This window comes from Autumnicola aciditolerans, assembly GCF_041679265.1.
GTDB lineage: Bacteria > Bacteroidota > Bacteroidia > Flavobacteriales > Flavobacteriaceae > Autumnicola.
In genome coordinates this window covers 355,430-371,411 of record NZ_JBGFSM010000001.1, presented here as the reverse complement: position 1 = coordinate 371,411, position 15,982 = coordinate 355,430, and the positions used below count along the sequence as shown (strand labels likewise).

Annotated in this window: 11 protein-coding genes; 8 read left to right on the top strand and 3 right to left on the bottom strand. The window is 38.6% G+C overall.

Translation table 11 applies throughout. The features are described from left to right. Positions 1–60: 60 nt before the first annotated feature. The 3 genes from AB8M93_RS01655 to AB8M93_RS01645 are packed head-to-tail and all read right to left on the bottom strand — an operon-like array spanning position 61 to position 3,718. Entirely contained in the window at positions 61–1,446 is a 1,386-nt protein-coding gene (locus AB8M93_RS01655; RefSeq protein WP_373055882.1) for a sensor histidine kinase, read from the bottom strand. Next, entirely contained in the window at positions 1,443–2,111 is a 669-nt protein-coding gene (locus AB8M93_RS01650) for a response regulator transcription factor (RefSeq protein WP_373055881.1), read from the bottom strand. Before AB8M93_RS01650 ends, AB8M93_RS01655 begins: the two co-directional genes overlap by 4 nt. An 11-nt stretch (positions 2,112–2,122) precedes the next feature. Continuing rightward, on the bottom strand, positions 2,123–3,718 hold the full coding sequence (locus tag AB8M93_RS01645) for an ArnT family glycosyltransferase (protein WP_373055880.1): 1,596 nt from the start codon (positions 3,716–3,718) through the stop codon (positions 2,123–2,125). Positions 3,719–4,186: 468 nt separating this feature from the next. Between AB8M93_RS01645 and AB8M93_RS01640 the strand changes: the two genes are divergently transcribed. The 8 genes from AB8M93_RS01640 (at position 4,187) to AB8M93_RS01605 (ending at position 15,945) form a co-directional block, all read left to right on the top strand. Further along, positions 4,187–4,573, top strand: coding sequence for a response regulator (locus tag AB8M93_RS01640; protein ID WP_373055879.1), 387 nt, complete (start codon positions 4,187–4,189; stop codon positions 4,571–4,573). A gap of 156 nt (positions 4,574–4,729) precedes the next feature. Beyond that, positions 4,730–5,488 (top strand): CPBP family glutamic-type intramembrane protease, encoded by a 759-nt coding sequence (locus AB8M93_RS01635; protein WP_373055878.1) that lies wholly within the window; start codon positions 4,730–4,732, stop codon positions 5,486–5,488. Positions 5,489–5,982: 494 nt separating this feature from the next. Next, positions 5,983–6,234, top strand: coding sequence for a hypothetical protein (locus AB8M93_RS01630; protein WP_373055877.1), 252 nt, complete (start codon positions 5,983–5,985; stop codon positions 6,232–6,234). 102 nt (positions 6,235–6,336) lie between these two features. Beyond that, positions 6,337–6,843, top strand: a complete 507-nt coding sequence (locus AB8M93_RS01625) for a cupin domain-containing protein (protein ID WP_373055876.1) — start codon at positions 6,337–6,339, stop codon at positions 6,841–6,843. A 191-nt stretch (positions 6,844–7,034) separates the two neighbouring features. Next, complete coding sequence (locus tag AB8M93_RS01620; protein ID WP_373055875.1) at positions 7,035–9,758, top strand: helix-turn-helix and ligand-binding sensor domain-containing protein; 2,724 nt, start codon at positions 7,035–7,037, stop codon at positions 9,756–9,758. A gap of 223 nt (positions 9,759–9,981) precedes the next feature. Further along, positions 9,982–12,987 (top strand): SusC/RagA family TonB-linked outer membrane protein, encoded by a 3,006-nt coding sequence (locus AB8M93_RS01615; RefSeq protein ID WP_373055874.1) that lies wholly within the window; start codon positions 9,982–9,984, stop codon positions 12,985–12,987. Between the two features lie 44 nt (positions 12,988–13,031). Continuing rightward, positions 13,032–14,468 (top strand): RagB/SusD family nutrient uptake outer membrane protein, encoded by a 1,437-nt coding sequence (locus AB8M93_RS01610; protein WP_373055873.1) that lies wholly within the window; start codon positions 13,032–13,034, stop codon positions 14,466–14,468. A 97-nt stretch (positions 14,469–14,565) separates the two neighbouring features. Further along, on the top strand, positions 14,566–15,945 hold the full coding sequence (locus AB8M93_RS01605; protein WP_373055872.1) for a glucoamylase family protein: 1,380 nt from the start codon (positions 14,566–14,568) through the stop codon (positions 15,943–15,945). Positions 15,946–15,982 lie beyond the last annotated feature (37 nt).

Below are 15,982 nucleotides of genomic sequence, written 5' to 3'. Positions count from 1 at the left end.
TTTTTTGATAGTGACAGTTGAAATTTAAATATTTGGTCTAAACCTTTCCTGAGAACTTTCTTAAGATTGGCTTAAAATAACGGTAAAGCTGCTTCCTTCGCCTTTAACGCTTTTCACTTCTATTTCAGCATCAATGGCTTCAGCGGCTTTTTGTACGATAGAAAGTCCCAATCCGCTGCCTTTAATATGGGAATGCTCCAAAGCCGAGGAGCGGTAAAAAGGGTTAAAAATCTTTTCTATATCTTCATTTTTTATACCAATGCCGTTATCGATAACCTTACAGGCCACTCCTTTTACATTTTTATATATCTCGATGATTAATGTGGAGCCTTCGTAAGCATATTTTACAGCGTTCCCTATAATGTTATTCAGGATCGCAAAGCCATAGTAGTAATACACTCCAAAATCCCCCGCTTCTTCAGCATTAAAAATCAGCCTAATATTTTTAGCTTTTAATTGGGAAGCGTGAAGGCTGATAATTTCATCTACAAGAGCCACAATTTCAATCTTTTCCTCTTCCTTTTTTTTCGCTTTCCTGTCGTAGCGGGCCAGGAACAACAATTGTTCAATGATTAGGCTAGTACGGTCAATTTCGGTTAAACTGTACTTGATGGCATTTTTATATTCTTCTACATTTCTTTCCTTTCTTATTAAAACCTCCAGGGTTCCCCTTATGGAAGCTATGGGCGTGCGCAGTTCATGTGAAGCGTCGCTGGTAAACTGCCGCTCCCTTTCCATGGCCTGCTCAATACGCCCCAGTAGTTTATTTATGGAAAAAGAAAGTTCATAAAGTTCGTCTTTATTTTCGGGCAGGGATACCCTTGCATTAAGGTGATGCCTGCTAATCCTGTTAGTGGTTTTGGTAATTGCAGTTATTGGAGCAATGCTTCGTCCCGCCAAAAACCGGGAGATAAAAAATAAGCCCAGCAATATCACGGGGTAGCAGATTAGTAAAATCCATGCCAGCCTTTGAATTAACTGCCGGGAGGCTTCAAAAGACATGGCGGTAATTATGTAGCCATACCTTTTTCCATTTTCTGAAAATGGCACCTGTACCTGCCTTACCAGTTTGTTTTTTAAATAAGCATTGTAATGTGCCCCGTCTTCAAGGTTACCAAAAAAACGGAGCTCCTCTTCTTTAAGGTTTGGGGATTTATCTGAAACATTTGCCCCCGTGCTATCCATTATCTGTACAAAAACAGGATTTACCTGTACTTCCCGGTGTTCCCGCTCTTCCCACTCCGCCTTATCTGCAAACACTGCTTTGCCCTTGTCCAGCATCGTCTCCTTTAGATGTATGGCGGCTTCATACGTAAGATCCTCATCCAGGTTTTCGTAAATCGTTCTTTTTACCAGGAAGAAAACGCTGAAAAAAGCAATAGCAATGATGAGCGCCGTTGCCAGCATGTAATAAAGTGCCACCCTGCTTTTAAAGCTCAGTTTCATATTTCTTTTGCGATATAGCCTAATCCCCTTACAGTTTGTATGTAGTTCTCCTCTGCGCCAAGTTTGAGCTTTTTCCTAAGTGCGTTTATATAAACATCTATCACGCCGGTATTATAACTGAAGTTGATATCCCAAACTTTTTCTATGATCCTGGTGCGGGTACAAACCCTTTCTTTGTTGCGGATGAGGAATTCCAAAAGGGCAAATTCCTTGAAGGTAAGACTTATTTCTTCCCCGTTTTTAAATACCTGATGTGTACCAGTATTTAACTCTATGGGACCCAGTGTAAAAATACTGTGCTCTCCTGATTGTGGCCTTAACTGTACTTTAATGCGCTCCAGCAGTTCCTGGAAGTGGAAGGGTTTCTTTATATAATCATTAGCGCCGGACTGAAGGCCGAAAATTGTCTCTTCCACGGTATCTTTCGCGGTCAGGAAAATCACCGGGGTTTCTTTGTCTGCCTTTCTAAGTTGCCGGCAAATTTCTATACCACTAAGACCGGGAACCATCCAGTCCAGGATAATCAAATCGAATTTGCCAGATAAAGCCTTTTCTAATCCCATTTTGCCTTCGGGTGCCACCTCTATTAAAAAAGACTCTTCTTCCAGGCCTTTCTTAATAAAACCTGCAATGCCCGCTTCATCTTCTACTACCAAAATGTTCATAGCGCAACATTTTAGTTGCTGTAAAAATACCACTTACCAATTTCAGTCTTTTTCGGCTTATAATCTTGCGGGTTTAGAGGAAAATCTTTCAGGTCCTTCTTTCTTATCATAAGAATGCTTGCAGGCTTTAACAATTCCTGTATTAAATCTTCAATCTCGCCTTCATTTGAAATATCCAGGTAATTAACAGGATTATCTGCCGATTCAAACTGAATTTCCCGCTGCGTCTTATAGTTATTATCATGAATGGTAACCACCTTTTTGTTGGTATAAATTTTTGCTGAAGGGATTAACTGGTCATATATCAGCAAAGTGGAGGAGTCAGGAAAATTATTTTCCATTTCCTGAAAAATGCCTTTATAGCTGTTTATAGCTGAAGGATTATAAAATCCAAAGCTGGCATACAAAACCAGGATCATTGCTGTAAACCCCATACTTATGTTGATTAAAGAAAGGCCGGATTTTTTCCTATAGAGCCAAAACAGGGAAAAAATTAGGAGAAATAATAGCACAACAGAAGGCAAATAAATCTGTTTAATGATTAAAAAGATGCTTCCGCCGATGCCGATAATGTAAAGCAAGATTAGAAGAATTTTTTTTGTTAATTTTTGCAGGCCATCAGGTTTGTAATATAATGTCTTTGCACCAAGAATCGCTATAAAAGGAGCTGAAGGGAGCAGGTACAGGATTAATTTTGAAGAGAAGCAGGAGAACGCAAAAAGTAAAATAATGATCGTCCACATGAGTGCTTTGTCCTCTCCTGAATTTCTCTTCTTTTTACTAAAGAACCGGTATATAATGATATAGAAATAAGGAAAACACAACAAGGGGATAAAAGCAATATAATACCAGAAGCTTTCTTCCCTGTGAAAAACCTGCGCGTTCATTACCCGGTCTTTTATCTGGTGATTTGTAAAATAATCCCACAGGGCCGGCCTCTCCATTATTATTACAGCAAACCATGAGAGAGATAAAAGCAGGCATAATATCACTGCCAGTATCTCATGTACCCCGATTTTCCAGGGGATTTTTAAAAAATACCTGTGAAAGATCACAAATATCAAAAATGGCAAAAATGCCACGGGGCCTTTAGTGAGTACCCCCATTCCCAAAAGCAGAGCGGCAGCATAAGTAAAAATTTTCTTTTTATTTCTCTGCTCGCAGAGGTAACAATAAATAGCCGCCAGGATGAAAGTGTTTAAAAAAGCGTCTGTTGTTAGATTAAGTATGGATACCAGCACCAGCGGAAGGCTGCCATAAAGAACCATGCTAAGCCTGCTTAATCCTTTGTCCCTATATAATTCCCAGGAGATCCTGTAAATCAGCCACATTTGTATGGCCAGGGCGAACACAAGGAAGAAACGAGCCCCAAATTCATTTACCCCAAAAAGCTGATATCCAAAACTGGTAATGAGATAGGTTAGCGGGGGTTTGTGAAAATGCAAAATTCCCAGGAGCCGGGGATGTAAAAAATCACCGGAGGTAAACATTTCCATGCCTATTTCAGCATACCGGGCTTCACTGCTTTCGGTTAATCCCGGAAAATTGATTGTAATAAGTAATAACAATACTACACCTAAAAGATAGCCAAAACTTTTTTTATCCATTTTTCTTAATACCTTAAAAGGTCATTTCTTACCAGAAAATTCTCCTTAACTTTTAAACAGATTTTACTTACCCACCGGCACCCGGAAGGATTTTAAAGCTGTAAAAATATAAAGCTATTCTAAAGATTTACTAAATATTCAGGTTTTTGTACGGGAGCTTATAAAGTTCTATGGGAGGAACATAGCAAATACTTATAAAGGCAGTAGAACTTTAAAAGCGCTACGGTGTTTCTTCTTTACATTTACAGTAAGGGTATGAGTTATGCAAAAAAAGAGAAAATTATTGGAAAAATATACCTGCAAAAATTAGATCTCTTTTTAGCAAATAATCATTAAATAAAATTACAACCGGAATGACTTCGTTTTTTATGCTGAAGAAAGTATATTCGTGCATAAGCTCAAGAAGGACTAGCTCAAAATTGAGGTTTTGAAAGGTACAGGTGGTGAAAAATTATAAAAAATATCCCTATGAAATTTGATAAAATAGTCATGATTGATGACGAACCAATAATTAATGCCATACAGGCCATTACCATTAAAGAACATTTCCCCGGTACCGAGATTATAAAAACGAATTTTCCCCAGGATGCGCTGGAAATTATTAAAAAATATAATGAAGCGGATAATAAGCTATTGATTTTTCTTGATCTTAATATGCCTGTTCTATCTGCAAAAGATGTACTTGATCAATTAGATGATGTTCATTTTAAACATAAGCCGGTAATATTTATTCTCACCTTTTCAAAAAATCCTGAAGAAATAGAAGAGGTGGCAAATCATCCCTATGTGAAAGAGCTATTTATGAAGCCGATCAATAAAGAAAAAATAAAGGCTATCCTTAGTTTACTTGATTAATAAAAAAGAGAGTGATGTAATTTCATAAGAAATAAAACCTGAACTGCCGTTTTTAAGAAATCACAGGAAGCATGACGGTGCAAAAATTTTACTTCTTAAATAAAAAGCAAAGAAAAAAGAATTTAAATTTAGATCCTATTTTGGTCAGCTTTCAAGATGTCAGTAATTTTTGGAATAAGATTAAATCACCACCGGGATAATATATTATATGCTTCCTTTCTTGTGCTTTTCCTGCTATATCATCTGGCAGAGTACATGATTATGTTTAAGGATAGTGCCAGCTTGTTCTTTATCTTTCAATTCATGTTTTTTGGTGCGGCCCTCCTGGCAGGGCACTGGTATTCCCAAAATGGATTAAAAGCATGGGGTCTTCCAATTTCTCCCAAACCAGTTCTATTTGTACTATTGGGAATTATGCTGGGAGTTATCCTTTATAGTGTTCCCTGGGGTTTGGCTATTTATCTGGATATAGAAAAAGTTACCGATATTCCATCACTCCATATCATCATAAAGAACAGTTTAGTCTTTGCAGTAGGTGTGCTTTTTACGTCTTTTTCAGAAGATATTCTTACCCGCGGACTTGTATACCGTCTATTAGAAGGGAAACTTAGGCCTGTTTATATAATTTTTATATCGGCATTAATATATTTGCTTAATCATATTTATCGTTTAAATGACGGGCTGGAGGTATTACTTTATTTATTTTTACTGGGAATAGTCTTTGCAATTCCTTTAATTAATTCAAAAAATTTGTGGATCACAGGGTCAATGCACTGGGCGGGTAATCTGTTCTTTTTTATTAGTCATAACCTCGTTCAAACAGAAGAGATGCCTGGAATTATTAGCTATAATATGTTGTTTTCAATAATTTTGTTGATTATGATCCCTGTAGTTTGGATATCAAGCAAAAAATAACAGCAAAGGGTGTAGAAAGGCTGATAAGCTTTCAATCAGATTTTATCCTAATTTTTAAAATATGTATATTTGCACACCTGTTGATAAGGCATTGCGGGAGAAGATAAAGAAGTAGGTGAGGTAACTTCCTCACTAAAAAAATAATAAGAAGTTGTGTTGTTTGTCCCGTACAATCGGGATAAATAGGTTAAGAAGCTGGTTTTCTCCAGCTGTAGCCAATGAGAAGCTTTTTTCCATTAATTGGAAAGAGGCTTTTTTGTTATATAGAATATCTGTCTTATCTCTTGCTGTTCTATGTGAGATCTGTCTCTTAAATCCTTTCTATTGCGATATTATTATTTTGTAGAACTTTATTGGGTCCTGGGAACCACTTTTATCGCTTCCTTATTAGTAATTTAACCCTGAGGTAACGAAGCGGCTTCAGTGTTAATATCCCCATAAACCACCTCGCAAGAGCCTTCCTTATTTTTACAAAAATTTTTAAAACATCTGTTATGATAGCGAATGAAAAAGCAATGCTGGCACTGGAAACTATAGACTTTCCTGTTGTTTATGAAAGCGCCGGCCAGGTAATTAAAGATTCCAAAGGAATGATGGTCTGCGATATTAGAGGTTGGAGCAAAATTCAGTTTATGTTTAAATCTGAAGACCGGCAGGATGCCATAGGAGAATTAATTGCTGTTCTGCTAAATAATTACCATACCGATTTTGAGAGCCACCTGGAAAACCTGCAATTATACCTGTAGAACTTTCAGATAGGTCTTTCAATAAAACATATTAAATTGTTAGCTAGTTATTGATTGTTTAACTGGGATGTTTTAACTTCAGAGGAACTTAAAACAAGAGAGGTGGAACCCAGAGAATTAACATTTAAAGACGACGGTAAAATCCCGAATAATAAACTCCCTTTGCTAGTCTACAAAAATGCTTTTGAAAAACGGGATGAGGAGGGAGCACAATGGCTTGAAGAAAGATTTGCCAAAAATAACTGGACAAATTCCTGGCGTAACGGGGTTTTTGATTATCACCATTATCATAGTACCTCCCATGAAGTCCTGGGTGTCTACAGTGGCACTGCTCTTTTAAAACTTGGAGGAGAAGAAGGTTCTGAAATAATAGTAGAGGCTGGGGATATTATCATAATTCCCGCAGGGGTGGGTCATAAAAGGCTGGAGAGTGACAATAGTTTTAAAGTTGTTGGAGCTTATCCCAACGGTAGTGATTACGATATTAATACCGGCAAAGAAGGGGAACGCCCAAAGGCTGATAAAAATATTTCAGGCTTACCTATTCCTGATACCGATCCTTTAAAGGGAAAACAAAAAGGTCTCCCGGAAATATGGAAATCATTGTAAGCGCCGGCTTTTAAATTTATCGCTTAGTTACTCTTCATTCAATATCATAATTTATAAATTTTCTAACTGCTATTATTAGTAGTTCCAACAGAGAATAATTCTTCTAATCACGTATCTTTGTAACCTTAACAGCTGGTTAATTTAACTGCACAAAAACCATACAAGTTGTGAAGGTGAAAATGTTCTATTTGTTGATATACTTGTTCTTATGCAACTTTAGTTCTACTGCACAGGGCTTAAATCCACCTATACAAAATTTTTCTTCGGTAGACTATGATGCCGCCAGCCAAAATTGGGATGTTTCCATAGATAATAGCGGGATTGTTTATGCTGCAAATAACCAGGGGCTTCTTAGTTACGACGGTCAGCGCTGGGAGCTTTTTCCCTTGGAAACAGGTGCGACCATAAGGTCTGTTTATTCTTATAAAGACAAAATATTTACCGGTTCTTACAGGGAATTCGGATATTGGGAGCGGGATGTAAATGGAAAAATGCATTACCGTTCCCTGATGTCTAAATTGGGAGATTATCCTGTTTTAAGTGAGGAATTTTGGGAAATTCTCTCCTTTAATAATGCAATATATTTCAGGTCATTTGGAGCAGTTTATAAATATGAAGAGGATAGCATCAGGCCCATAAAAAAGCTGGTCACTAACAAGATGACTGTGTATAAGGATAAACTTTTGGTGGCGGTAAGCCTTAAAGGTTTGCATTTTCTTAATGATGACGGCATACTGGAGCCACTTCCTAACCAGGAAGTTCTGCAGGGAAAAACTGTTCTGGATATCCTGGTGCAGGGAGATTCATTATTAGTAGGAACCAGAAATGCCCTCTATAAATTTGACGGAGAGAAATTCTTTCTTTACCCAGATCCTCAACTAAATAATTTGATTCAGGATTACGAATTGAATCATATTATGAAGATTACAGATGATGAGATTGTTATTGGAACAGTTAAGAATGGAATTATTCAGTATAAATTTTCCAGTAATGAAATCCGTATTTACAACCGCAACAGAGGCCTGCAGAACAATACAGTATTGGGTATGGCTAAGAAGAACGGAAAAGTATGGCTTGGCCTTGATAATGGGATTGACAAAATAGACCTTGATTCCCCAATAGATTTTTTTACCGATGAAAGCGGTGAACTCGGGGCAGTTTATGACATCGCTTTCTACAAAGGCCATTTGTATATAGCCAGTAACACAGGGGTGTACACTCTTAACGACCAGGAAGAACTGTCCATTATAGAAGGTTCGCAGGGGCATACCTGGAATCTTGAAGTTTTGGATGATCAGCTGTACGCCAATCATAATACGGGCCTCTTTGTTGTCGAAAAAGATACTTTTTTACCTGTTGAGCGGCGTACGGGAGGCTTTCAAATCATGCCTTTACCAGGTGATGATGAACATTACCTGGTTGGTACTTATACAGGAATTAGCAGTTACATGCCCTCTGTAAAGGAAATGCGGCAGCTGGACAGTATCGATTTTCCGGTAAAAAAAATCATCTTTGAAAACAATAATATTTTTTGGGCCGTACACCCTTATGATGGTGCATATAGAATAGTTCTTAACAAAAATGTCCGGCACAAGCCGGTTGTTGAAGAGGTTAATAACATTGATGGCCTAAGGAATTCAAAAGTTGATGTCTTTAAAATCAGGAATAATATTGCTGTTTTTCACAGAAATAGGTGGTACAGATATAATGTTTTTACAGACAGTCTTGAAATTTTTAAAGAGTTAGATGCCTTTACAGGTTACCGGCTCATATTTAATGAAAGTGATGAGTATTGGTTTGTAAACCTGTTAAACAATTCACTGGTATATACAGATTTTGGTGACGCTAAAGCGACTGTTGCTTTTAGTGCATTAGACAGGCGACTGGTGAAGGGGAATGAAAAAATAGTTAAGTGTAATGATTCTATTTATTATATCACCCTTAATGATGGTTTTGCTGCCATTAACCTGCAAAAACTTCTTCGGGAGAAGGAGCATCAATCCTTTGCAAAACCAATACTTCGGGGAATTGCAGATAAGGAAAGAGATTATCCATTAAATGCCACCCCGGAAATTCCATTTAAAAGTTCCCGCGAAATTACTATACGAGCCGCACTTCCAGCTTCAGATGCCGCACTTCTTCATTATGAGCTGGAAGGAAGCTCAGGAATCCGTGGGGAGGTTAAGAATGGCTTAGTTAAACTTCAAAATCTTTCTCACGGAGAGTATAAGCTGAAGCTTTTTGCCCTGGGGCCGCAGGATAAGGTTTCAGATATTACCACTTACTCCTTTAGTATAAATCCCCCTTGGTATCTGTCCAATGTTATGAGGCTGGTGTATTTACTGCTTATTATTGGTGTAATTGGATTTTTATACTGGTTTAACCGGCTTAAACTTACCAGACACCAGTGGCTGCTGGAACAAAAATTTGAGGAAGAGCACCGGGAGCGTATAAATGAAATGGAAAAGGAGAGGTTAAGGCACGAAATTACCCTTAAAAGAAAAGAACTAGCCAATTCTACTATGATGGCCGCCAAAAAGAATGAAGTTTTAATGGATATTCAGGGAGAATTAAATAAGGACAGGGACAAATTTTCCAACCAGTTCCGTTTAAAGCATATTATGAACAAGATAAATACTGCTATAAAGAATAAGGATGAATGGCAGGTATTTGAAACCAATTTTAATGAATTACATGAAGATTTTTTTAAAGATCTTCTGGAAAAATATCCCAAACTCACCAATAAAGATTTAAAACTATGTTCCTATTTAAAGATGAATCTTTCTTCTAAAGAGATTGCCCCATTAATGGGTATTTCGGTAAGAGGGGTGGAAGTTCACCGCTACAGGCTCCGCAAAAAAATGGATTTGGATAAAGAAGAGAATTTGACAAATTTCCTTATTAAGAATTTCTAATTTGGTAAAAAATAAGGCTCTGTTTTAAGAAATTCTACTACATCAATACTACATCACCTTATTTATATAGCTGTTAAAATTTACTACAGCTTAGGCTTATATTGCTTATAATCAAGGATCTATAATTGAAATCTGCATGATGTAGTAGTTATGTACTATAACGTTTGCGTTAATTTTAGAGCTTGCTGTATATTTCGGTAAATTTTAATGAATAAACAGCCGTATGAAACTAAAATTATTCTCTTTACTGGCCTTTTTTCTTACTACTATAGTGATAGGCCAGGAAGCTAAAACAATTACCGGTACAGTCCAGGATCCAACCAACATTCCCTTACCCGGTGCAGAGGTAAAGGTGGTAGGTGAAGAAAATTTTGATGTTACCGATTTTGATGGTAAATTCTCTCTTGAAGGGGTGGAAGAGGGAGATGTTCTTAGGATAACCTATCTAGGTTTTTCTCCCCAGGAAGTTACTGTAACTGAAAGTAACGACTATATTATTACACTTCAGGAAGATGCAGCTGCTCTGGAAGAAGTTGTTGTGGTGGGTTATGGTACCCAGCAGAAACAAGACATTACTGGTTCCATTGCCGTAGTAAGTGGGGAGGAGCTTAATAAACAACCCAATGTGAATCCCCTGAGTTCCGTCCAGGGTAAGGTTGCAGGGGTAAGTATAACAAATTCCGGCAGGCCGGGTTCATCTCCTAACGTGCGCATAAGGGGTGTGGGAAGTGTTAGCAATGCAGATCCCCTATATGTGGTTGATGGTGTTCTAACAGATAATATAGATTATCTTAACCCTGCAGATATCGAGAGCCTAAACATTTTAAAAGATGCCTCCAGCGCAGCAATTTACGGGATTAGAGCTGCAAATGGGGTTATTGTTATCGAGACAAAGAATGGCCGGGGAGAAGGTGTTTCCGTTTCCTATGATGGATATGCCGGGTTTAAAAAGGTAACTAACATTCCGGAATTGGCAAATGCCAGCCAGTACCTTGAGCTCTATAATGAAAAGCAGGCTTTTGAAGGTTCTGAAAATTTTCTTGACCCTCAGGATTATAATGCTGATACCAATTGGTTTGAAGAGATAATAAAAGATGCTCCTGTAATTACCTCTCATAATCTCTCGGTCTCGGGTTCTTCTGAGAAAACCAACTATTATGTCGGGCTTGGATATTTTAATGAAGAAGGAATTTTAGAGGCAGGTAGAAATATAAATTCGGGAAATGATTATACCAGGATTACCGGCCGGCTAAATATTGATTCAGATATTAATGATTATATATCCTTTGGGGGTTCTATTGCTTATACAGATTCCCGCAGTAATGATGTAAGTGAACCTTTTTACCAGGCGTATATTGCACCTCCAATTTTCAACGCTATTAACGGTGATGGGACGTATGGCTTTCCGGAAGGGGTCGGGAATTTTGCAAACCCCCGCGGTACCCTGGATTTTTTTAGGGGAAAGTCTGAAGGGAACAGGGTCTTAGCAAATGTTTATGCGGAAATAAATCCAATTGAAAGCATCCAGTTTAGAACAAGCTTTTCAGGCGATAATACCAGTAATAAAGGCTTCTCATATACCCCAGAATACAGGATTAGTACCAATCAGGGATCAGATATAAGCACACTCACCAGGTTTAATGCTGAAAATGATAACTGGCTTTGGGAAAACACGTTAACGTGGGATGAAACCTTTGGAAAACATGATATTACCTTATTAGGAGGATTTTCCAGGGAAGAAAGAACTTTTTATAGAATTGAGGGAATTGCTAATGGAGTAGACTTCAATGGAGATGATGCCATACTTTATCTGGATTTGGGTGATGTGGACTCCGAGAGGGTTAATGATGAAGGTGCCAAAACTCACTTTCAGTCCTTGTTTGGTAGGTTACAGTATAAATTTGACAATAGATATTTATTAAATGCCACATTAAGAAAAGACGGCGCATCAAATTTTCCTTCTGAAAACAATACTGAAATATTTCCTTCTCTGGGAATTGGCTGGATAGTTTCTAATGAGTCTTTTATGGAAAATATTAATGCCATTAATACCCTGAAGTTTAAAGGGAGCTGGGGGCGTTTGGGTAATGCCACTGTTCCCAGAGGCTTTGATGTAACAGCAACCAACCCAGATCTCTATTTCTTTGGAGAACAGTCTGCTATTGCCAGGTCTATAAGTGAATTTTCCGATCCGAGTATTTTTTGGGAAATGGTAGAAGAATTTGACGCAGGTGTGGAATTTACTCTTCTACAAAATAAACTTGATGGAGAAGTGAACTATTACAACAGGGAAACTAATGATGCGGTTTTTAATATTACACAGCTCGCATCTTCCGGAGCAACTAACACCAATCTTTTAACCAATGCCGGAAGTTTTAAAAATAAAGGGGTAGAGGTTTCTTTAAACTGGGCAGACGAGATAACTCCAGACTTTAATTATAGCATTTATGGAAACTTTACTACCATTTCTAATGAAATTACAAATATCATAGGAGCTTCATTTTTAAATACGGGACCTGGTTTATTTGGTAATCCCATTATAAGGCTTGAAGAGGGAGCTGAAATTGGAGCCTATTACGGATACCAGGTAGAAGGGGTGATACAAACAGAGGCAGAGGCCGAAGAATATGGTTCCAGGGTAGGGGCATTCCGTTTCGCCGATCTCAGTGGAGATGGTACCATAGGGGAGGATGATAAAACTTTTCTTGGGAGCCCCATACCAGATTATACCTATGGATTTGGGTTTTCCTTAAATTATAAAAATATAGATTTCGGGATGGACTTTGTAGGTGTGGCAGGAAATGAGATTTATAACTTTAACAGGAACTCACGGTTCGGCAATGAAAACTGGGATCTGGATTTCTACGAAAACAGGTGGACGCCGGGGAGTAATGTAAATGATTATCCTGCTCCAAACTCCGACCAGAATTCCTCAAGGCCTAGTTCGTTTTATGTTGAAAAAGGAGATTATTTCAGGATAAGGAATATTCAGTTAGGCTATACATTACCCCCATCTATAGCTGGTAATTCAGAACTATGGAATAATTTCAGAATTTATCTTAACGCGCAAAACCCTTTAACTGTTTTTGAATATAATGGATTTTCCCCTGAAATTAACGGAGGTAGTGTAGATAATCCTCCTGGAGGGAGTGTAGTGAATTCAGGAATCGACAGGAATGTTTATCCTCTTTCCGCAACCTATAATCTTGGGGTAAGTTTAAATTTCTAATAAAATAAAATTTGCTATTGGCAAGTGTTCAAAATATATCAACTATGAAAAAAATAATTATAACATGCAGTCTGCTGGCTTTTATATCCTGTAGCGATGATTTTTTGGATGTACCACTGGAAGACAGGACTCCTGCTGAAGAATTTTTTGTTAGTCAGGAAGATGCAATAGAAGCCACCAATGCAATCTATAATCAACAGCTGGCCTGGGAAAATTCCGGGTTTCCATATTTGGCAATTACAGAGATAACTTCAGATAATACCGAAAAAGGAAGCAATCCGGGCGATGCCGCTTTTTTAAATGATTTTAATAATTTCACCTTCAATTCTTCAGCTTTTGTAATTAACGATTACTGGACGGGGCAATTTCGCGGTATAAATCTCGCCAATCAGGTAATTACCAATGTTCCTGATATTTCTATGGATGAAGATTTGAAAGCAAGGCTTATAGCAGAAGCAAAATTTTTTAGGGGTTACCACTATTTTAATCTCGTAAGGGCTTTTGGTGGAGTGCCAATTTATGATGGACTTCCTGAAGATGGGCTATACAATATCCCGCGTAATTCAGAAGAAGAGGTATATAACTTCCTGATTTCAGATCTTCAGGATGCTGCAGAGGTACTTCCAAATTCCTATTCTGCAGGTAACACTGGAAGGGTTACAGCAGGGGCAGCTAAAGGATTTTTAGCTAAAGTGTATATGTACCAGGAAAACTGGAACCAGGTTTTAACTCTTACTCAGGAGGTGATGGGAATGGGATACGAACTTTATCCTGATTATTATGAATTATTCAGATGGCAAAATGAGTACAATTCAGAAATAATTCTATCCATTAATTCCACTGCAGATGGGAACTGTCAGGCTAATTCTCAATATGGGCAGGTCCAGGGCGTACGTGGCCAATTTGGCTGGGGCTTTAATTCCCCTACTGAAGATCTTGCCGCAGCTTATGAAGAACAGGATGTAAGAAGAGACGCCAGCATATTATTTGTAGGGGAAACCACCCCTGAGGGAGATTTGATTACTGCCGGAGACGATGCTTCCAACCCAGATAGGTATAATCAAAAAATTTATGTTTCCTCAGAATTTTTCAGAAGGAATAACTGCCAGGAAAATTCAGATAGCAATATTATATTAATGCGTTATGCTGAAATCCTCTTAATGAATGCCGAAGCTAATCTGGAGTTGGGAAATATTGAAGCAGCTCAGGAAAGTCTAAACGCCGTGAGGAACCGTGCTGAACTGGATAATGTGGAAACTACAGATGAGCAGCAGTTAAGAATGGCCATCTGGCATGAAAGAAGGGTGGAGCTTGCGATGGAAGGTGACAGGTTTTTCGATTTGGTGAGACAGGGAAGGGCTGCAGAAGTTTTGCAAGCCAATGGAGCACAATTTACCGCAGGCGTCAATGAAGTTTTCCCTATTCCAGCCAACCAGATTTCTTTAACTAATGGTGTGCTGGAACAAAATCCGGGATATTAGTTACCAGAAAGGGGTAAAAATTTCTGAGAATATCAATGTAAAATATTGCCCCGGATTTTCTTCGGGGCATTTTTTTAAACCTAATCTTAAAATTTCAATGGAATTTAGAACTAAGGCAAAATTTATAGTTATAAGCATCGTCTTCTTTATCTCCTGCCAGGATGAGAATAAAGAACATGGAAATGAAAATACTCATGAAAACAAAGATTCTATTATTTCTGAAGAAGAACTTCTGGACAAAGTTCAGAAGCAAACGCTTAAATATTTCTGGGATTTTGCTGAACCTAACTCCGGGATGGCCAGGGAAAGATATCATCCCGATGGTAATTATCCTCAAAACGACCCCGATGTGGTTACCACAGGCGGGAGCGGTTTCGGTTTAATGGCAATTGTGGCGGGTATAGATCGCGGCTTTATTCCACGGGAAGAAGCGGTGGCAAGATTGGATACTATTGCAGAATTTTTAAAAAATGCCGACCGCTACCATGGCGCCTGGGCACACTGGATTAACGGGAAAACCGGCAGGACCAGCGCTTTTAGTGAAAAAGATGATGGTGGAGATATTGTGGAAACTTCCTTTCTCGCCCAGGGGTTCCTGGTGGTTAGGGAATACCTGCAAAAAGGAAATGAAAATGAGCAAAAAGTGGCTGCCAAATATGATGAATTATGGAATGGAATTGAATGGAACTGGTATACCAATAATCGGGATGGCATTTTGTGGCACTGGTCACCAAAATTCGGTTTTGAGAAAAACTTCCTTATTGAAGGTTATAATGAATGTCTCATTACCTATATCATGGCGGCTTCTTCCCCTCAACATGCTATTGCTCCAGCAGCTTATCATGAGGGTTGGGCAAGAAGCGGAAGTATCACTACGCAAAATGAAGCTTATGGATTGCCACTCGTTTTAAAACATAATACTTCGGGTGATAAAGGCGGACCATTATTTTGGGCTCATTATTCCTACCTGGGCTTAAACCCCAAAGGCCTTAGCGATAAATATGGCAATTATTGGGACGTTACCCGTAATCACTCTTTGATCAACTACAAATATTGTGTGGAGAATCCTGAAAGTTATGAAACTTACAGTCCGCAATCTTGGGGGCTTACTGCTAGTTACACGCGTAATGAAGACGGGAGTATTGGATATACGGCGCATTCTCCCGATAACGACAGGGGGGTTGTATCCCCTACTGCGGCAGTAAGCTCCCTTCCGTATACTCCTGAAGAATCCCTTCGCGCCATGCGCCATTTCTATGTGGATTTAAAGGATTTGCTTTGGGGCCCGGCCGGGTTTTATGATGCCTTTAGTATGGAGGGTGAGCCGTGGGTAGCGGCAAGATATCTCGCCATAGACCAGGGGCCACAGGTAGTGATGATAGAGAATTACCGCTCCGGCCTTATCTGGGATCTTTTTATGGGAGCTCCTGAAGTACAGCAGGGACTGGAAAAATTAGGATTTTCAATTCAAAAATAAATGCTGTTAAGCGTGGGCCGGCCTATCCTGCAAGGTT